This window comes from Flagellimonas sp. L-11 (assembly GCF_056857735.1).
Genome location: NZ_JBSXNR010000033.1, coordinates 58,024 through 78,435 on the forward strand (window position 1 = coordinate 58,024; position 20,412 = coordinate 78,435).

Here is a 20,412-nt window from a genome sequence, read left to right on the forward strand (position 1 = left end):
TTACATTTTCCCATCAAATTTCCCACATCTTTTAATTAACTTGTTTGCCCATACCAACCATAAAGAGCACCTAAATGAAAAAAATCATCATCCTAGCCTTAATTACCCTTGTCTATACCACCCCATCCCTTGCACAGGAATATCAATCTACTGCTGAAAACCTCGAAAACAGGAAATGGTTTCAAGATGCGAAATTCGGGATGTTTATACATTGGGGCGTATATTCTGTATTGGGCGTGCACGAATGGGTCATGGAAACACAGTCCATTGATAAAAAGACCTACGAAAAAATACCTGCGTTTTTCAACCCTACCGAGTTTAATGCGGAAGAATGGGTGCTCTTGGCCAAATCGACTGGCATGAAATACATTACCATAACCACCAAACACCACGACGGCTTTGGCATGTTCAATAGCAAGCTTACGGACTGGGACATTATGGATAGGACAGTCTACAAAAAGGATATTATAAAACAAATGGCCGAAGCCTGCAAAAAGCATGGTTTAAAACTGTTCCTCTATTATTCGCAACTGGATTGGCATCATAACGATTATTACCCAAGGGGCGATACTGGAAAAAAAACAGGTAGACCTGATAGCGGTAACTGGGAAAACTATCTTGATTACATGAACGGACAGCTCACCGAATTGCTGACTAATTATGGTGACATCGGCGGGATTTGGTTTGATGGTTGGTGGGACAAAAAAGATGCCGATTGGCAGCTTCAGAAAACTTACAATTTAATCCATAAACTGCAGCCACAGGCCATGATCGGAAGCAACCACCACCAAGCTCCCAACAATGGTGAAGATTTCCAGATGTTCGAAAAAGACCTCCCCGGAGAAAACAAAGGTGGGTTCAGCGGAGATTCCGAAGTGGGTAACTTACCTCTCGAAACTGCGGAGACCATGGCACAGCGATGGGGGTTTTCATTACAGGACAAAGCCTATAAATCTTCCAAGGAATTGATTCAATATTTGGTGAGAGCTGCTGGCTACAACTCCAACTTTCTGTTAAACGTTGGCCCAATGCCCAACGGTAAAATTCAACCCGAATTTATTAAAACCCTAAAAACAATTGGCGATTGGACCGAAAAGTACGGCTCCTCCATTTACGGAACCCGGGGAGGGCCCATACCACCGCAAAGTTGGGGCGTATCAACCCAAAAAGATGATAAAATCTATATTCATATTATGGACTGGAAAACCGACAATTTCTTTTTCCCAACCATTACTGGCGATATTAAGAGCATTATTGATTTCCAGTCGAAGAAAAAATTAGACTATAAAACCACAGCCTACGGCACGCTGTTACAGCTTCCGGATAATCGGGATTTTGACCAAGCTGATTTTATAGTTGAAGTAAACATAAAGTAAACCCGTGTTTGCCTTACCAAAACGGACAATATAACCGACAAAACCATCAAAATTCGCTACCTTGAACCTTTTACTCAAACCAACCCTATGAAACTACGCTTATTTGTCGTTGCCCTTGTATTACTGGCCTGCTATTCCTGTAAAACCGAACCCACATCATCCTTGGCGGACTACCAAGGTGAGGAGAACTACTCCGTAATTATCAGCGAGACCAAAGTGGGCTACCTCAAAACCAACACCACTGGTGATACCATTACTATTGACTACGATTACAAAAACAATGGCCGTGGCCCAACCATGAAGGAAACTATTGTGCTCAACGCCGAAGGCTATCCCGTAAACTGGCAAATAACCGGAAACACCACCTTTGGCAATGCCGTGGACGAACAGTTCTCCTTGGAAGGTGGAGAGGCCTCTTGGACCGATGCCACAGGCTCGGGGAACGCCGCTGTGGAATCACCACAACTCTATGTAAACCAATTTGGAAGTCCGTACAGTGCAGTTTTGGCAGCCCGTTTGCTCATGGATGCGCCCGAAAACACCTTGCCCGTGCTGCCCGCCGGGAACTTGACCCTGACCAAAATGGAGGATTTGACCGTACCCAGCAGCTCAGGCGAGGGCGAATTGGCCTTGACCACCTATGCGCTGTCCGGTGCGGAGATGAATCCTTCCTATTTTATTATGGATGATTCGGAGCGTTTCTTTGCCTATATCTCACCCCGCTACATCGTGGTTCGGGATGGCTACGAAGCCGAAGAAAAGGATTTGCGCCAATTGGCCGAAAACTATTCCGCCGAGCGCTACGAAAAACTTCAAAAAGAATACGCCCACAACTACGGTAAAAAAGTGCGCATTTCCAACGTAAAGGTTTTTGACCCAAAAACCCTATCCCTGACCGACCCGGTTTCCGTGGTCGTAGAAGGTGAAAAAATCACCGCTATTGAAGCTGCCGATGCCACTGGCGAGGACGAAGTGGTCATCGAAGGCAAGGGCGGAACTTTGGTGCCCGGTCTGTACGAAATGCACGCCCACACAGGCGACAACGGTGCTTTGTTGAACATTTTGGCAGGAATCACCTCTTTCCGAGATATGGGGAACAATACCGAGGTGCTGAGCAACTTGATTGAAAAAATCAACTCCGGTGTACTCGCCGGACCCCGCATTACCCGCCTTGGGTTTATTGAAGGAAAAAGCCCGTACAGCAGTAATAATGGTATTTTGGTGGAAAGCCAGGAAGAGGCATTGGCTGCTGTGGACACCTACGACAGCCTCGGTTTTTACGGTGTAAAACTCTACAATAGCATGGACGGTGATTGGGCACCTGCCATTGTAAAAAAAGCGCACGATCAAGGTCTGTTCGTAACCGGGCATGTACCTGCCTTTTCCAATGCCAATGCCATGGTAAATGCTGGTTATGATGAGATGACGCACATTAACCAGACCATGTTGGGCTGGGTGTTGGAACCGGAAGAAGATACCCGTACATTATTGCGCCTCACCGCCATGAAACGATTCCCCGAACTGGATTTGAACAGTGACAAAGTACAGGAGACCTTGGATTTGTTCGTAGCCAACAAAACGGCAATGGACCCCACCTTGGCCATCCACGAGCGTTTGATGCTCTCCCGCAACGGGGAAGTAACCCCCGGTGCCTTGGATTATGTAGACCACATGCCGCCCAACGAGCAACGTAGCCTAAAAGTGGCCTTGGCGCAGATTGCGGACGATGAAGAGGACAAAGCCTACCGCAAAGCCTACGATAAAATCGTGGAAACCCTTAAAATGATGAAGGACAAAGGCATTTTAATTGTGGCCGGAACCGATTTGGGCGGTGCCTTTAACCTGCACCGCGAGCTGGAACTGTACCACCAACAATTGGGCTACACCCCTGCCGAAGTATTAAAATTGGCCAGTTACGATATGGCGCAATACTTGGGGCATGAAAGTTTAGGAAGCATTGAACCCGGTAAATTGGCCGATTTCTTTTTGGTACCCGGCAATCCGGTAGAGGACATTAAGGCCATTAAAACCATTGCCATGGTATCGCGCGGCGGAACGTTTTACTACCCCTCCGATGTGTACCCGGCTTTTGGGATAACTCCTTTTACCGAAAAACCCGAAGTAACCGAATAGCATCTTTTTCTCAGATAACTTTTAAAAGCCAGTGGCAGTTTGCTACTGGCTTTTTTTATTAATGGAACCGTTCTCAATTTCTATTTGATGAATATTCGGTATTTTTCGGTACAGTATCTTCTAACACTAAAAGAATGAAACACTTACTTTTTCAACTTACCACTATTTGTTTGGTTGCAAGCTTTTTCTCGTGCAATACAAAACAAACCACCGAAACAACGGTCGAAAGTCCGGCCCGTTCCTATTCCGAATCGTACAAAGCTTCGATTTTTGACCCCGATGATCGGATAGAAAAAATCAAACAAATCGTACCCGAGCTAAAGCAATCCATCGAGGAGTACGCCAAGGCCGAGCATTTACCAGGTGTTGCCTTCGGTATTGTAGTGGACAATGAATTGGTGTTTACGGCTGCCACTGGATACCTGAACCTTGAGAAGGAGATTCCCGCTTCGCCCTCATCCGCTTTCCGAATAGCCTCCATGACCAAAAGTTTTACCGCAATGGCCATTATAAAACTCAGGGATGAAGGAAAACTGTCGCTGAACGACCCTGTCAGCAAGTACATTCCCGAAATGTCGAAACTCACCTATCTTACCAAAGATGCACCGACCATAGACATTGAAAACCTTTTGACCATGACGGCCGGATTTCCCGAGGACAATCCTTGGGGCGACCGCCAGTTGGACGAACCCGATCAGATGTTGATTGATCTTGTAGATGAAGGCATCTCCTTTTCCAATGTTCCTTCCTACGGGTACGAATACAGCAATACCGGGTATGCCCTTTTAGGGCATGTTGTTTCCGTGGTTTCTGGGATGCCCTATCAGGACTATATCACCCAAAATATATTTAAGCCCTTGGGTATGGACCACACCTATTGGGAATACGAAGGCATTCCCGAAGAACAACTGGCCATCGGGTATCGCTGGGAAGATGAACAATGGAAACTGGAACCCATGCTCCACGACGGTTCTTTTGGTGCCATGGGAGGACTCATTACCTCCATAGCCGATTTTAGTAAATATGTGAGTTTTCACCTTTCGGCATGGCCTCCCCGGAACGAGGATGACAGCGGCCCCATAAAACGAAGTTCGTTGCGCGAAATGCAGACGCCACAGTTCCCAAGGTTGTACGCCAATGCAAAAGATTATAAAGGTGACGACTGTGCTGTTTTGGCCGGCTACGGCTTTGGATTGGGCATTACGGAATACTGCAATGGCCTTAAAAGGGTCTCGCATGGAGGCGCGTTGCCCGGCTTTGGCAGCAACTATAGCTTTTACCCCGAGTATGGCGTGGGCATTATGGCCTTTTGCAACCTTACCTATACCTCGCCTTGGTCGTTAAATGAACTTAGTAAATTATTGTTCGAGACGGCCGATCTACAGCCACGGAAATTACTCGCCTCCGATGTGCTATTGGAACGGCAAGAACAGATTACCCAACTGATCCAGCAATGGGAACCCATTTTGGAAGAGCAAATCTTGGCCGAGAATTTTTATTTGGACCTATCGCGAGAAAAAAGAAGGGCAGCAATACAAAATGTTTTGGAAAAAGCCGGGGCCATTGAAGCGGTAGGTGACATGCATCCCATAAACCAGCTACGGGGGCGCTATACCCTACAGGCCGAAAATGGGGAAGTGAACATCTTTTTTACGCTAACACCAGAGAAATACCCAAAAGTACAGCGGTTGGATGTAGCCTTTGATTCAAATAAAGCGAAGCCATAGAGAGACGGGATTTACACCTAATGATCACTATACCAATGCATTACTATTGATAAAAGTGTTGAGTACTTACGGAAAAGCGCAAGTGATTGTAGGTTTTTTTCTATTAACTCAGTTGTCTGCACTGAACTCGATTCAGTATAGGTTTATATAAATCACTTTGTGTTGAGCGAAGTCTAAGTATTGAAACGATTTATATCTTTTAACGTTGACAATAAATATAAAAATCATGGCAAAAAAGAAAATTGCTGAATTAAAGGCAGAAAATACAGAAGACGAAAACATAAAGTCAAAGGAAAAAAAAGATAACAAAGAGAATGAGTTAGTAACGTTTGACGTTGCTAAACCAATGATTGATACATATGGAGGTGAGGGAAATGATTCAATTATAACTCATTTTCACAAAAAATTTCAAGAGTATCTATTTCAAGAATTCTCCAAAAGTGTCGTTTGTCTAAAAAATATAGGACTATACACTAGACCGTTGGCCAAAACCACTCCAACACCTATGTAACTTTAGTTACATTTTTTTTGGCTAATTAATACTTTCTTTGGAATATGCCGGGAATCCACAAATCCACATTCGACATGCGCATCCTGTTTACCGCTTTGTTGGCAGGTTTGCTGTTGGTGGCGCCCTGCAAAGTCCGTAATTCCTTGGAACATGCCCTGGGCTTGGAAAAATCCGAAGTCTCCAACAAAATAAAAACTACCATATCCGCTTCCTGCGCTTCCTACGAGGCTGTGCAGCATAGCGAGAGTACCGTATTGCAGTTGGATAGGGCCACTGCTCTATTACCAGCCGTGGCAACCCCTAGCTGTTTTACCGCTTCCAATAACGGAAAGAACGTTTACGCTGCCGAAAAGCAACCCTTTGCTTCGGTGGTTCCCCTCTACATTTTATATCGGCAGTTCAAAATCTATTCATAAGTAGTCCTTTCCACATCAGGCATTGCCTACCCCCTTATCTTTTAACTAATTATAAAACAACAACATGCAAACTATAAAATATTTGGGCCTTGTCGCCCTGCTCTTCGGAACCCTATCCTCTTGCAAGGATGCCAAAACCCCTGCGCAAGACACCGAACAGACCATCACCATATTACAGACCGCCGACATTCACGGACAATTGTTTCCCCACGACGAACTTTTTTGGGAAGACGAACACATCACCTTTAGAAAACTGGGTGGACTCGCCCATGTAAAAACCCTATTTGAGGACGAACGAAGTAAAAACCCCGAAGGCACCTTGATCTTGGATGGTGGCGACATGATCCAAGGAAGTGCTTTTGCCGCACTTTCGGAAGGGAAGGCCTTTGCCCCCATCATCCAAGAAATGGGCTACGATTTTCTAATTCCGGGTAACTGGGAAGTAGTGTACGGCAAACAAACCATGATGGACGTGCTCACCCAATACGATACGCCGGTGATTTCGGCCAATATGTACCACCAAGCCACGGGAAAATCTTTGTTTCCTCAGTATTTTGTAAAAGAATTGAAAGGCGTAAAACTCGGTTTTATCTCCTATAACGACCCCGAAATTCCGGTACGTCAGAACCCTTCGTTTAGTGAAGGTATCCGTTTTGATCACATCGAGGAAAACTTGGAAGCCCTGATCACCGAACTTAAGGACAACCAAAAGGTGGATGTGTTGTTTTTGGTAACGCATATTGGCATCAGCAAACAATACGATTTGGCCAACAACCCCGCCTTGGAGCGGGTGGACTATGTGCTGGGCAACGATACCCACGAACGTATCCGCAAACCTTTGGAGACCGAATACACCAAAGTGACCGAGCCTGGGGCCTTTGCTTCCTTTGTGGGTAAGCTTACCTTAACGGTTAAAGACGGCAAAGTGGTGAACGAAGCCTATGACCTTTTGGAAGTGGACCCATCAACATACGCAGCAGATGAAAAAGTGGCCCAAATTATTGAAACAGCAACCGCTCCATATCAAGAAGAAGCAAATCAAGTGTTGGGATATACCGGTGTTCCGCTCTACCGTTATTTTGTAGTTGAAAATCCCATGGACAATTTTATTACCGATGCCGCCCGATGGAAAACGGGGGTTGATGTTTCCATTTCCAATGGTTTTCGGTTCAGTACACCAATTTCTGTTGAAGAAGGAGGTAAATCTCCCATTACTAAGGTAGACCTTTGGAGCATGCTCCCTGTAAATGAAAAGGTAAAAATTGGAAAGGCCAGCGGTAAACAAATCAAGGATTGGCTGGAAAAAGAATTGCACAATGTATTCGCACAAAACCCTACGGAACGTTTTGGCGGCTGGTTGGTGCGCTTTTCGGGCATGGAACTGACTTTCTATGCGAACAAACCGATGGACGAGCGCGTAGCGTCCATAAAAATTGGCGGCAAACCAATTCAAGATGACAAACTGTACACCATGTCCGCTTGTCGTAGGGAAGGTGAACCCCTACCTACCCTCTGTCGTATACCCAACACTTTAGAAACCAAGGTGATGGACTACACGATCCACGATGTGATCGAGGAATACCTCAAAGAAAAGGGCACCATTGCCCCAACTTTGGATGGCAGGGCCAAAGCCCTGGATTTAGGCCCCAATGTATTGTCGCAATTACCGGGAACGGATTATCAATTCCATTAAAACAAGCCATGCAAAACAACAAAATTGAAGTTAACCGTAGTTCGGTAGCCGTGTTACGGGTCATGGTGAGTTTGATATTCATCGTGGCCAGTTTAAACCATTTAATCAATACCGATAAGGCCGTTGCTCGCATCGAAAATGCCAAGTTTGGAGCTTTGGGTCATTTATTGGGGCTACCGGAGTTTTCGGTGATTGCCTCTGGAGTGGTGATGCTGCTTGCCGGTATTGCTTTAGCTGTGGGCTTCAAGACCAAATGGTCGGCCTTACTGTTGATCTTGATGCTTATTCCCATCACTTTGACTATTCAAGTAGGTCAAATGGCGACGGTGGGGCCCTTGTTCAAGAATATTGCTATTCTGGGCGGACTCCTCTTTTTTGTATTAAATCCAAAACTTAAAAAACAATAAAATGAAAAAATTATTAACCGTGGCCTTGTTGGCCATCAGCTTTTTGACCGGGCTTAGTCAAGTGAGTGCACAAAGCACCTACAATAAAGATCAGAACAACTACATTGTGCTTACCCGAAAAATTCCACAATTAAAGGCCATCTTGTTGGCTGCTGATGAACTGGCTGCCGATGATGGTGACCAGTTCGGGGAGTTCCATGTGGTCATCTGCGGAGAGACGGTGAAAGGGCTAACAGACATGGAACAAATGCAACCGTTTCTGGATTTGGCCAAAAGTGAAAAGATAAAACTGTTGGCCTGTGGTTTTTCCCTTAAAAAATTCGGAGTAGATGCCACAAAACTACCCAAGGAAATGGGTGTGGTAGCCAATGGGATTCTGTATGATTTTAACCTACAAAAAGATGGGTTTTTAAGCATTACTTTATAAAAAAACCTGATTTTGTTATTAAAAGGGGCGTTGGAAACATCGTCCCTTTTTCTTTTTTGGTACATTAAGGGAAATCCGAGGTCCATTTATTTTTTCATCACAGGAATCTCCAAATAACTATCCCCATACCATTTAATGGTCAAAGGCTCTTTGGCATCTTTTATGGTTTCTTCGCTGACATTTTTACCTGTACCATAATTGATTTCAGAGAAGGGGTCTTTAATTCCATTGACCACCACTATCAACCGACTGCCCTTACTTATTTTCTTACTTGTCATCCGTACAATTGCGAATGGGAGTTTTACCTTTTCATGGGGTGTCAATAATTGTCGGTGCTCCCAATCTCGCACATAACTCGCCCTGCCCACATAGGGCAAGGTCAGTGCAAAGAAATTGCCCTCAGGGGTCTGCTCAAACAACACAACTTTATAATCAAAATCCTTTTTATTGATGGACACCGAGATTTCCCCTCCAAAAGAACCGTTCAGTTCAAAATCGGCATCAAAAGGTTGGGTTGCAAAGGAAAAACCATGTCCCACCATTAAACTGTCTTCAACAATGTTCCTCCAGCCACTTGAATTCCAGGTAAGGTTGCTTCGGTCCAAAAAATCAATCGCCTGCTCCAAGTATTCATTGGAGTCTACAGGCTGCTCCGCAAGGGTGAAATGGATATCCTTCCCATTATTTCCGGTATCAAACAGCGATGCAAAGCCAACTCCCGAACGCTCGTTGCTCAAATAATACTTGAGCGTATCGTTCACCATTTCCTGCAGCGAGGGAGCATGGCCCCATGTATTGGCTCCCATCACCTGATAATTGATTTTGTCCTGCAATAATTTGGGTTTAGCCTCACCCTTTAATATATAATCAAACCAATCAAAGATCAATTCCGTGACATCAATTTGGGCCACGGGGTCTATATCGTACCCAAAAATATTGGCGCTGGTTTTTTCCTGGGCTCCAAAATGGGTGTATGGCCCTATTACCAGATAATGCTCCGCATTTTTGTTGTATTTGGTATGTTCTTTCAAATAATACTGCGTTCCGACTTGCCCACCATCATAGTAGCCTGTTGTTGCCAAAACGGGAATCTTTATATGCGCAAACTCCTCTTGGTAGGGCATCATGTTTTGCCAATAGGCATCGTAGGCGGGGTGTAATAACCGCTCCCGAAACTGTGGGTTAGGCAATCCGTCCAAGCTATCCATGGCCTTGTAGGCCACCCCTTTTTCAAACCATTTCATGTTAAGGTCTCGCCACCTTTGGCCGTTGTAATATAAAGTGGTGTCCAAATACTTATTATTCGATACATAATGGTGCCAAGGAAAGTGGAAATTAAAATATACCCCATTTTCCATAGGTTCTGCGATACCCGGCGCTGCGGAGACCGAAGGAACAATGGTTTTTAAGGCAGGATGCACCTTGTGCTTTACCGCAGCCCATTGGGTGAAGCCGACGTAGCTTCCACCATACATTCCCACTTTTTGGTTGCTCCAATCTTGTTTACTGATCCAATCGATTACCTCATAGGTGTCGGTTGACTCATATTTATAAGGGACTATCGAATCAGGGCTCAAGCCCTTGCCACGAGTGTACGAAACCACCCCTACGTACCCGTAGTCCGCAGCCATTTTAGCTCTTTTAAGATCGCTTTTACGTGCGTAGATGGTATGAAAAAACACGGCCGGACTTGGTTCCGAAGCCTCGGCATTTCGAACTACGATTGCATGGATTTTTGCTCCATCATCGGTTGAAATCAATATACTGTCCTGAACCAGGTATGTTTTGCCGTCTTCCATGATCGCTCTTGGGGTTTGAACGGGAGCTTGTTCCTTGCAGGAGGCCACAAAACAGAGGGCTACCACGACAAGAACAAACGTTTTGTTGATTGAATTTTTCATTTTGATTGATTTTAAGTTCAGGATATAACCGTCCTAAAGCAATATGTTTTTGCTGTTCGTTATTTTGATTTGATTGCTTGTGAAACCGCTACAAACTGTTCCGTTTTTTGAACTTAACCGATTGCCTGCTCGAGAGATCTATCTTTTCCCCTGTGGTCAATACCAACTGCAGTTTGTTGTTGAAATACGGGTGGATTTCCTTGATGTATTCCGTATTGATGATTTGACTTCGGTTGACCCGAAAAAACGTATTTGGGTCCAATTTTTCTTCCAATTGGTTCAGGGAACGCTTGATCATGGCTTTTTTATTGCCAAAATACAAGCGTGCATAATTTTCCAAGGATTCGATTAAACTTATCTCGGCCAAAGCAATAAAATATACCTTTTCGCCATCCTTGATAAATATTTTTTGATGGCTTGCCAAGGGTGCTTTTTGCGCTTCTTCCTTCTTTTGCAGTTCCAGCTTTACCTTTTCTATGGTTTTGGCAAAGCGTTCTTCCCTTAGGGGTTTCACCAAATAATCCAAGGCATTTACTTCAAAAGCTTGGACAGCGTATTGATCATAGGCCGTTGTAAACACTACTTCGGGAACGGCTCCCAACTCCTCCAATAAATCAAACCCCGATTTCTCCGGCATATGAATGTCCAAAAAGATGATGTCTGGATGCTCTTCTTCTATTAATCCAATAGCAACTTCCACATTGTTGGCTTCACCCACAATTTCAAATTCTGGATAGCTTTCAAGGGCTCTCCGGACCTCTTCTCGGGCCAAGCGCTCATCATCTATGATCAAAGTTGTATACGTACTCATCATTTTTCAATTGGAATCATTAATGTGGCAACCACCCTGTTTTCCGAAGGGGTTTCAACCTTAAACTCCGCCCTTCCCTCATATTGCAATAAAAGGCGTTCATTAAGATTTTTCAGGCCTAGCCCCTTATGCTTTCCTTTGGAAAGATTTCCAGGATTTTTAACGCTAATCATTACATGGTCGTTCTTCTTTTGAACCGAAATATCTACAGTGCCCCCATCCAATTGTTTATCAATACCGTGCTTAATGGCATTTTCTACCAAAAGTTGAATACTTAATGGCGGGATTTTAACGTTTTCAAGCGTGTGGTCAATATCAAAGGTAATATTTAGGCGTTCCTCAAATCGAAGTTTTTCCAACTCCACATAATCCTTTACCAACGCCATTTCTTCTGCAATGGATGTGGTGGTATGCTCTTTTTCATACAATGATGAACGCAATAGGTCGGACAATAAATCTATGGCCCTTCGTGCACTTTTCGGGTTTTCAAAAACCAAGGCTTTGATGGAATTTAAGGAATTGAACAAAAAATGTGGATTCAACTGTGCAGCTAGATTGTCCAACTGACTTTGCTTTGCAATTACCGAAAGTTGGGCGTTTGTTTTAGCCGTATGTACCTCTTTAATATAGAAGTGATAGGCATGGTAGGCCAATACCCAAATAGCCATATGTCTCAATCCGGTAATCAGAACCGGATTCCAAACCGACAAATTCTCCAGAAATGTATTGCTATCATTTATCAAATAAATGTAAGCCGATGTTTTTAGATTCATTATCAGCATGAACAGTACGGCCAACACCAAAATAGAGGGAATAACCTTCTTAATCAATCCCTTTATCCCCAACTGGTTCCAATTAGCTTTTAAAGCTATGCTCCTATAAGCATGGGTCAGGCCAATACAAATGGCAACATCCAATATATAATTGATTAAAGCTTGAGTAATGGTAAACCGATCCCGTACCAAAGCAATGTAAAGCCACAAGAGGGAAACAAGGCCCCAGCCAATAAATTGGCATTTCCAATAGAGGGATAGTCTTGTTTTTGTCGTTTTGTTCTGCATTGAACCATTCATTTTTAGGACCTCTTGTTTTGCTTGGTTATTGCAACTCGGGATTTGAATAACTGGTCAACTCATTTACATATACCCCATACCCATCCTCATTAACATGCTTGATATATGTTTTTAAATCTGGGGAATACCACCAAATATCCGTCATTTCCCCTTTAAAACCTCTAGAATTTGTTACAATTCCTTTGTATTCTATTTTATACGCCTTGAATGTTCCGGCGACCACATTTAACTCTTCAAATGAAACAATTTCAGCATCTTGAATGGTTTTTCCCGTAGTACCTTCATCATTTTCCCATTCTGATTCGTATTTCCATTTTTTTCCAACCTGCAAAGGCCAATTACGAAACGGGGTGCTGCTCTTCTTATGATTTGTGGTTTTCGAAATTTGAACGGTATCAACCCCATTCCAGAGCCCCATAGTTCCATTGTAGTCCACTACTTCCTGAATGTCTTCCCCTTGTGCACGAATCTCTCCTTCCACTGCACGTTCCCATTTCCAAGTCCATTTTTCTCCAACGGTATAATCATTTAAAGTTGGTTGGTTGGTTTTTGTGGATGCACAATTACTGAAGATCAGTAGCAGTGCGAAGTGGAATATTACTTTTCTTGTCATTGTTATTGTTTTTTGATTGATGAATAATTATGGTTGTGATCATAACTATGATGAATCACTGGTACAAAGCAATCAAAAACATCCATCCCCAAGAAGAAAAAGTACATAAACGCATGAAATTTGAGTTGGGCGTAAAAAATAGCGGCAATTATCTACGGAAACAATGCGTTCCAATCCAAAAACAACCAGTTTCAAGGTCATTTAGGCTTGGGTGCCAACAAACTTCCCCTACAGCTCAAAAAAACTTTAATACCCTACATTGTATGGTTATCGACAAAGCCAATGGTTGGGAGTTACTAGGGAAAATTGAATAGATTTAGTAGTTCCGCCACTTTTGGGTAAACTCAAAAACGTGTTCCAGTATCTTGGCTTCGGTGTCGTTGAATTCCATGTTACGGCGTTTCATCATGGCTTCTGCCACTTCAAAAGCCTTATTGGTCCTAAAAGAGGTGTAACCTGCTGGGCCGCCCCAACTAAAACTGGGAATAAAGTTTCTGGGGAAACCACAGCCAAAAATATTGGCACTCACTCCCACCACGGTTCCCGTGTTAAACATTACATTGATGCCACATTTGCTATGGTCGCCCATCATCAACCCGCAAAATTGCAGTCCTGTTTTGGCAAAACCTTCGGTTTTGTAGTTCCACAGGCGAACGGGAGCATAATTGTTTTTTAAGTTGGATGTATTGGTGTCCGCCCCAATATTGCACCACTCCCCTAACACGGAGTTTCCAAGAAAACCATCGTGCCCTTTGTTGGAATTGGCAAACAATACCGCATTATTCACTTCCCCACCCAATTTGCAGCCCGGTCCAGCGGTAACGGCACCGTAAATCTTGGCGCCCATCTTTAAAATGGCGCTTTCGCAAAGGGCCAATCCACCTCGTACCATACAGCCTTCCATCATCAAGGCGTTTTTACCAATATAAATAGGACCTGTGGAGGCATTCAAAATACAGAACTCCACCGTAGCTCCTTCTTCGATAAAAATGTTCTCTGGGCTCCTAACTTGGTTGGTATCGGGTATGGGCTGGCTGGTTCTACCTTTGGTCAGTAGGTCAAAATCGACCTGTAGTGCCTCCCCGTTTTTGGAAAAGATGTCCCAGGTATGCTTTATGGTCAATACCTCGCCATCAAAAGGAATGGCTGTGTATGCCGATTCCTCAAAACCCGTTTCTGGGTTTTCTGTTACATAAGCGATATAGCTATCGTCCCCAATCAAAGCTTCACCCATCTTTAAAGTGCGGATGGCTTCCACCAAAGCTCGATTAGGCAAATAACTACCATTAATCACGGTATTTTTAGCCGCAACGGATAACGGAAACTTTTCAGAAAGGTAATCCGCAGTTTGAAAGCTCACAGAAGTTTTCAGCCATTTCTCCCATTTTTCACTAATCGTTAAGATACCCACCCGAATCCCGGATACAGGCCTCGTGAACGTAAAAGGAAAAAGGTCTTCGCGGTGGTTACCGTCGGAAAGGATATAGTTCATAGCGCAGCTTTGAAGGTCTATTTAGGAAGTTGTGATTGAAATTCCCAAACAGGTTACATACCGTAAAAATAAAAAACGCCCTCGAAAACCATCGAGAGCGTCTATATATTTCGTTAAAAAGTGCGGCCTACTCGGTCTCCTTCTCTTCTTTCTTGAATTTTTTGTACTTGTTCTTGAACTTGTCAATTCTACCAGCGGTATCGACCAATTTGGTTTTACCGGTGTAGTATGGGTGGGAAGTTCTTGAAATTTCCAATTTTACCAAAGGGTATTCAACACCATCAACAGTGATGGTCTCTTTCGCTTCAGCAGTGGACTTTGTAATAAACACATCGTCGTTGGACATGTCTTTAAAAGCAACCAATCTATAGTTTTCTGGGTGTATACCTTTTCTCATCGTCTTAAATGCTTAATCTCAGAATTTTCAGGGTGCAAATTTAATGATTTCTTTTATTTCTCCAACTTAAAAGCCCTAAAAAATTAAAAGTAAATTTATCTGTAACAAATCTAAGCAATCTGGCACTAACCTTTTGTAATCAACACTAATTTTAAAATCATGGAAGAACAACAACCCAAAACAGGGAAATTTGCACTTAACTACGGATTATTGTTAGGTGTAATATCCGTGGTGTTCGGCGTTATGCTCTACACCCAAAAAATGCACTACGAAAGAAATACGGCAATTATCGTGATTTCCATCGTAATAATGGCTGCCGTTGTGTTTTTGGCGATCAACGCCTTTAAAAAGGCGAACGGTGGGTATTTAACCATTTCGGAAGCTTTAAAAGTTGCTGTGGGCGCCGCTTTGATCGGTGCTGTAATTTCTTTGGCCTATCAATTTGTACTTACCAATTTTATTGAGCCCGATTTTATGGACAAAGCCATAGAAATGGCCAAACCAAAAGCCATGGAACAAAACCCAAGCATGACAGAGGAGCAATGGGAACAGGGTGTGGAAATGCAAAAAAGCCTCTCCTGGCTACAATATCCCATTGGTTTAATTATAAATTGTGTACTCGGTCTGATATTGGGCCTTATTACGGGACTGATCTTGAAAAAGTCCAAAGCGGAATACTAAAACAAAAAATACTACTTTTGAAAGGAATTCCAGAATCGAACAATGCAGATTTCCATTGTAATTCCTTTACTTAACGAACAAGAATCGTTAAAAGAACTACATGATTGGATTGTACAAGTGATGCAATCCAATCATTTTTCTTATGAAATCATCTTTATTGATGATGGCAGTACCGACGGCTCTTGGGAAACCATTTTGGAGCTTTCCAAAACTGACCCAAATACAAAAGCCATTCGTTTTCTAAAAAATTTTGGCAAATCACAGGCCCTGCACGCGGGTTTCAAAGCTGCCGTGGGAGACGTTGTGGTCACCATGGATGCCGACCTTCAGGACAATCCGGAAGAAATCCCTGAAATGTACCGAATGGTCACCCAAGAAGGGCATCATGTAGTATCGGGCTGGAAAAAGAAACGATACGATTCCGTTATTACCAAGAACATTCCCTCCAAACTGTTCAATTGGGCAGCACGGAAAACTTCTGGCGTAAAATTGCACGATTTTAATTGTGGGCTCAAAGCCTTCAACCAAAAAGTCATAAAAACCATCGAAGTTTCCGGTGAAATGCATCGGTACATTCCTGTTTTGGCCAAAAATGCCGGCTTTGCCGATATTACGGAAAAAGTAGTGCAGCACCAAGCCAGAAAATATGGTTCCACCAAGTTTGGAGCGGAACGTTTTATAAATGGGTTTTTGGATTTGATTACTATTTGGTTCGTTTCCAAATTTGGTCGTAGGCCCATGCACCTATTTGGGGCTTGGGGGGTACTCATGTTTATTGTAGGCTTTGGATTTTCACTTTATTTGGGTGTTGACAAACTATTCCTTAACCCAGCAGGTCGTCTAATTACCCAAAGACCACAATTTTATATGGCGCTGACCGCCATGATCATTGGCACACAATTATTTTTAGCGGGTTTTATTGGAGAGATTATGGTACGGTCCAGAAAAAACGATACCCGATACAACATCTCCGACAAAATTAACCTCTAGACCATTCCAAAACCCGTTAAACTTTGTATTTTTAAACCTCTAAACAACTATAAATACCATGGATTCCATTACCGATATAGCGCGAACTTGGTTGACCGATTTTTTTGACAATGACACAAAAAAAGAAATCAAACACCTTATGGAAAACGACCCTGACGAACTCAAGGAACGCTTTTATAAGGATTTAGAATTTGGAACTGGGGGCATGCGCGGTGTAATGGGTGTTGGCACTAATAGAATTAACAGGTACACCTTGGGGAAAAATACCCAAGGTCTAAGCAATTATCTTAAAAAAACATATACGGACAATGATCTTAGGGTCGTAATCGCTTACGATTGCAGGCACAATTCTAAATCTTTGGCCAAAACCGTGGCAGAGGTTTTTTCGGCCAATGGTATTAGGGTACACCTCTTTTCCGAATTAAGGACAACCCCCGAGCTTTCCTTTGCCGTGAAGCATATCGGATGCCATGCAGGAATTGTACTTACCGCCTCCCACAACCCACCGGAATACAATGGATACAAAGTATATTGGGCCGATGGCGGACAGATTGTGCCTCCACAGGATGGCGAAATTATAGCTGAGATCAACTCTCTATCTTTTGAGGACATCAAATTTGATAAGGATGAAAGTCTGATACATTTAATTGATGAAGATGTGGACGAAGCCTTTTTTGATGCATCTGTAAAAAATGGAAGTTTTGACGCCAAGGGGAAGGACAATTTCAAAATCGTGTTCACTTCCTTGCACGGAACCTCCATTACCGCCATTCCAGAAGTATTGAAACGAGCAGGCTACAAAAACGTTACTATAATTGAGGAGCAAGCAAAACCGGATGGGGATTTCCCAACTGTAAAATCTCCAAACCCTGAAGAACCAGAAGCATTGTCCATGGCCATAAAAAAAGCCGAAGAGATTGGTGCGGACATGGTTGTGGGTACCGACCCCGATAGCGACCGTTTGGGAATCGCAGTACGCAACTTGGATGGTAAAATAGAACTGCTGAACGGAAACCAGACCATGGTGCTCATGACCAAGTTCCTTTTGGACCAATACAAGGAAGAAGGATTCAAGGGTAACGAATTTATCGCTACCACCATTGTTTCCACCCCCATGATGCAGCAAATGGCAAAATCGTACGGTGTGGAATTTAAAACAGCGTTGACTGGCTTTAAATGGATCGGCAAAATGATAAAGGATTTTCCCAACTCCCGATTTATAGGTGGTGGCGAGGAAAGTTTTGGATATATGGTTGGGGACTTTGTACGAGACAAAGATGCAGTAACCGCTACCCTATTGGCCTGCGAAATCGCCGCCAACGCCAAAGCCAATGGAAGCTCTTTTTATAAAGATTTGATCGATGCCTACGTGGAGTTTGGCTTCTACAAGGAAAAACTCATCTCCATCACCAAAAAAGGAATGAGCGGAGCAGAAGAAATCAAACAAATGCTGAAGGATTTTAAAGAAAATCCAGTAAATACGGTTCAAGGTTCAAAGCTGCTCTACATTGAAGATTACAATACCTCCATTGTAAAAAATGTACAGACAGGTGAGGAATTTACGCTTCATTTGCCAAAATCCAATGTACTCATTTACGAGACGGAGGATGGCACCCGAATTGCCGCGCGACCTAGTGGAACCGAACCCAAAGTAAAGTTCTACATCAGTACAAATGGAAAATTGGACAAGGCAGCGGATTATAAATCCGTAAATTCGCAGTTGGATACCAAAATTGAAGGTATCATTTCTGAGCTGAATTTATAAGTGAATGAACTACTTTAAAAAGATTCTCCAATTTGCGAGACCATACCGCAAATATGGTGTTCTGAATATTTTCTTCAATATTCTCTATGCATTGTTCAGTGCATTGTCCTATGCTGCACTCATTCCAATGCTTAATGTACTTTTTGATAAAACCAAGCAAATGAGCGATCCACCAAAATTTGAAGGTATCGGCAAGCTCAAGGATTATTTTGAAGGTTACATGAATTATCAGGTGACCCAATTCTCCGGAGAGGACCCTATGAAAGGGCTGCTTTTGGCTGTGGGTCTCATTTTGTTCTTATTCCTATTCAAGAACATCTTCAATTACTTGGCCATGTATTTTATTACCTTTTTGCGTAATGGAGTACTCAAAGACATCCGTAACAAAATGTACCGGAAAATCGTGGATTTGCCCATCTCCTACTTCTCCGAGAAAAAGAAAGGCGATGTTATTGCCAGGATCACTTCCGATGTATTGGAAATTCAGCATTCCTTTCTATCCATTTTGGAGTTGATCGTGCGCGAGCCCTTGACCATCCTGTTTACGATCATTGTAATGTTCATCATTAGTGTAAAGCTGACCATTTTCGTTTTTATTTTTATTCCCATTGCTGGAATGATTATATCCCGGATTGGGAAATCATTAAAGAAAAAATCGGACAGGGTACAAAAGGAACAAGGTGAATTTCTCTCCATAGTTGAAGAAACCTTGGGGGGACTTCGCGTAATCAAAGCATTTAACGCGGAATCTAAATTCTATCATATATTTAAAACCTCAACTTCACGCTTTTTCAGGTTTTCAAACTCCTTGTTGAACCGTCAAAACCTCTCATCGCCGACCAGCGAGTTCCTTGGAATTGTCGTTTTTGGCGTACTGCTTTGGTTTGGCGGACGGATGGTACTCTTGGAAGGAACCTTGGACGCCGCCTCTTTTATATCCTATATGGGGTTGGCATTTAATATATTAACGCCTGCAAAAGCCATTAGCAAGGCTTCCTATGCCGTTAAAAAAGGAAATTCCGCTGCCGAGCGTGTTTTGGAAATACTCGAATCCCAAAACCCCATCACCGATATTGATGGAGCTGAAGATAAAACGGATTTTAATTCAGGTATTGAATTGAAAGAAGTCAGTTTCAAATATGAAGACGATTATATCCTTAAAAATTTCAACCTAAAGGTTGATAAAGGGAAAACTGTTGCCTTGGTAGGGCAATCCGGCAGTGGAAAAAGCACCGTGGCCAATTTGGTCACTCGTTTTTACGATGTAAATAAAGGAGATATATTGATTGACGGCACCAACATCAAACACATTACCAAAAAGTCGTTGCGCGGACTCATGGGGTTGGTAACGCAGGACTCCATTCTCTTCAACGATTCCGTAAAGAACAACATTGCCCTAGGCAAGGAAAATGCCACGATGGACGAGATTATCGCCGCTGCAAAGGTCGCCAATGCCCACGATTTTATTATGGAGCTCCCTCATGGCTACGATACCAATATTGGAGATAGCGGAAATAAACTGAGTGGCGGTCAAAAACAACGCTTGTCCATTGCAAGAGCCGTGCTGAAAAATCCACCCATCATGATATTGGACGAGGCAACCTCCGCCTTGGATACTGAAAGTGAGCGATTGGTACAGGACGCCTTGGAAAAAATGATGCTGAACCGCACTTCCATTGTAATTGCACATCGACTGTCCACCATACAAAACGCAGATACCATTGTGGTGATGAGCAAAGGGGAAATTGTGGAACAAGGTACCCATGAAGAATTGATGAAATCCGCCAAAAGCTACAAGAAATTGGTGGAGATGCAGTCGTTCACCTCTTAATCCATCACCAGCACAGTTATTTTGAGATAGGGACATTCAGGAGTAAGCCTGTTTTTTCATGAACATTAAACTAAATGCCACTGAACCATATTGGTTTTAGTGGCATTTTTCATTTATATGTTGTGCTCTTGATGCTTTTGAACGAAGATGCGTCCGTTTTCAAGGATT

At 43.1% G+C, this 20,412-nt stretch carries 18 protein-coding genes; 12 read left to right on the plus strand and 6 right to left on the minus strand.

Features of this window, described 5'->3' with window-relative positions; all coding sequences use genetic code 11:
* Positions 1-74: 74 nt before the first annotated feature.
* The 8 genes from AC13CC_RS04250 to AC13CC_RS04285 all read left to right on the plus strand — a co-directional run bounded on the left by AC13CC_RS04250 (position 75) and on the right by AC13CC_RS04285 (position 8,690).
* Positions 75-1,376: an alpha-L-fucosidase gene (locus tag AC13CC_RS04250; RefSeq protein WP_326279742.1), complete on the plus strand. Its 1,302-nt coding sequence runs from the start codon at positions 75-77 to the stop codon at positions 1,374-1,376.
* Between the two features lie 87 nt (positions 1,377-1,463).
* Positions 1,464-3,509, plus strand: a complete 2,046-nt coding sequence (locus AC13CC_RS04255; protein ID WP_326279740.1) for an amidohydrolase family protein — start codon at positions 1,464-1,466, stop codon at positions 3,507-3,509.
* 134 nt (positions 3,510-3,643) lie between these two features.
* The gene (locus tag AC13CC_RS04260; RefSeq protein WP_326279738.1) at positions 3,644-5,236 is read left to right on the plus strand and encodes a serine hydrolase domain-containing protein; all 1,593 of its coding nucleotides are present in this window, start codon (positions 3,644-3,646) and stop codon (positions 5,234-5,236) included.
* Positions 5,237-5,462: 226 nt separating this feature from the next.
* Positions 5,463-5,747 (plus strand): hypothetical protein, encoded by a 285-nt coding sequence (locus tag AC13CC_RS04265; protein WP_326279736.1) that lies wholly within the window; start codon positions 5,463-5,465, stop codon positions 5,745-5,747.
* A gap of 44 nt (positions 5,748-5,791) precedes the next feature.
* Positions 5,792-6,163, plus strand: a complete 372-nt coding sequence (locus tag AC13CC_RS04270) for a hypothetical protein (protein WP_326279734.1) — start codon at positions 5,792-5,794, stop codon at positions 6,161-6,163.
* Positions 6,164-6,227: 64 nt separating this feature from the next.
* Complete coding sequence (locus AC13CC_RS04275) at positions 6,228-7,856, plus strand: bifunctional metallophosphatase/5'-nucleotidase (RefSeq protein WP_326279732.1); 1,629 nt, start codon at positions 6,228-6,230, stop codon at positions 7,854-7,856.
* Between the two features lie 8 nt (positions 7,857-7,864).
* A complete protein-coding gene (locus AC13CC_RS04280; RefSeq protein WP_326279729.1) occupies positions 7,865-8,263 on the plus strand; it encodes a DoxX family protein in 399 nt (132 codons plus the stop codon).
* 1 nt (position 8,264) lies between these two features.
* Positions 8,265-8,690, plus strand: a complete 426-nt coding sequence (locus tag AC13CC_RS04285) for a sulfur reduction protein DsrE (RefSeq protein ID WP_326279728.1) — start codon at positions 8,265-8,267, stop codon at positions 8,688-8,690.
* A gap of 86 nt (positions 8,691-8,776) precedes the next feature.
* Here AC13CC_RS04285 and AC13CC_RS04290 read toward each other — a convergent pair whose 3' ends face one another.
* From AC13CC_RS04290 to AC13CC_RS04315, 6 genes are all read right to left on the minus strand, one after another.
* Positions 8,777-10,591 (minus strand): CocE/NonD family hydrolase, encoded by a 1,815-nt coding sequence (locus AC13CC_RS04290; protein ID WP_326279726.1) that lies wholly within the window; start codon positions 10,589-10,591, stop codon positions 8,777-8,779.
* A gap of 88 nt (positions 10,592-10,679) precedes the next feature.
* A complete protein-coding gene (locus tag AC13CC_RS04295) occupies positions 10,680-11,405 on the minus strand; it encodes a LytR/AlgR family response regulator transcription factor (protein ID WP_482878240.1) in 726 nt (241 codons plus the stop codon).
* Positions 11,402-12,463, minus strand: coding sequence for a sensor histidine kinase (locus tag AC13CC_RS04300; protein ID WP_326279722.1), 1,062 nt, complete (start codon positions 12,461-12,463; stop codon positions 11,402-11,404). The genes AC13CC_RS04295 and AC13CC_RS04300 overlap by 4 nt, the downstream gene beginning before the upstream one ends.
* Positions 12,464-12,500: 37 nt before the next feature.
* Positions 12,501-13,088, minus strand: a complete 588-nt coding sequence (locus tag AC13CC_RS04305; protein WP_326279720.1) for a hypothetical protein — start codon at positions 13,086-13,088, stop codon at positions 12,501-12,503.
* 316 nt (positions 13,089-13,404) lie between these two features.
* A complete protein-coding gene (locus AC13CC_RS04310; protein ID WP_326279718.1) occupies positions 13,405-14,580 on the minus strand; it encodes a GlmU family protein in 1,176 nt (391 codons plus the stop codon).
* Positions 14,581-14,707: 127 nt separating this feature from the next.
* Positions 14,708-14,977: a type B 50S ribosomal protein L31 gene (locus AC13CC_RS04315; RefSeq protein WP_163627426.1), complete on the minus strand. Its 270-nt coding sequence runs from the start codon at positions 14,975-14,977 to the stop codon at positions 14,708-14,710.
* Between the two features lie 159 nt (positions 14,978-15,136).
* Between AC13CC_RS04315 and AC13CC_RS04320 the strand changes: the two genes are divergently transcribed.
* From AC13CC_RS04320 to AC13CC_RS04335, 4 genes are read left to right on the plus strand one after another with little or no spacing between them, the layout of a single operon-like run.
* Complete coding sequence (locus AC13CC_RS04320) at positions 15,137-15,658, plus strand: DUF4199 domain-containing protein (protein ID WP_326279716.1); 522 nt, start codon at positions 15,137-15,139, stop codon at positions 15,656-15,658.
* A gap of 42 nt (positions 15,659-15,700) precedes the next feature.
* Positions 15,701-16,648, plus strand: coding sequence for a glycosyltransferase family 2 protein (locus AC13CC_RS04325; protein ID WP_326279714.1), 948 nt, complete (start codon positions 15,701-15,703; stop codon positions 16,646-16,648).
* A gap of 58 nt (positions 16,649-16,706) precedes the next feature.
* Entirely contained in the window at positions 16,707-18,413 is a 1,707-nt protein-coding gene (locus tag AC13CC_RS04330) for a phospho-sugar mutase (protein ID WP_326279712.1), read from the plus strand.
* Between the two features lie 4 nt (positions 18,414-18,417).
* Positions 18,418-20,244 carry an ABC transporter ATP-binding protein gene (locus AC13CC_RS04335; RefSeq protein ID WP_326279711.1) on the plus strand — a complete coding sequence of 609 codons (1,827 nt, stop codon included), beginning with the start codon at positions 18,418-18,420 and terminating at the stop codon, positions 20,242-20,244.
* Positions 20,245-20,412 lie beyond the last annotated feature (168 nt).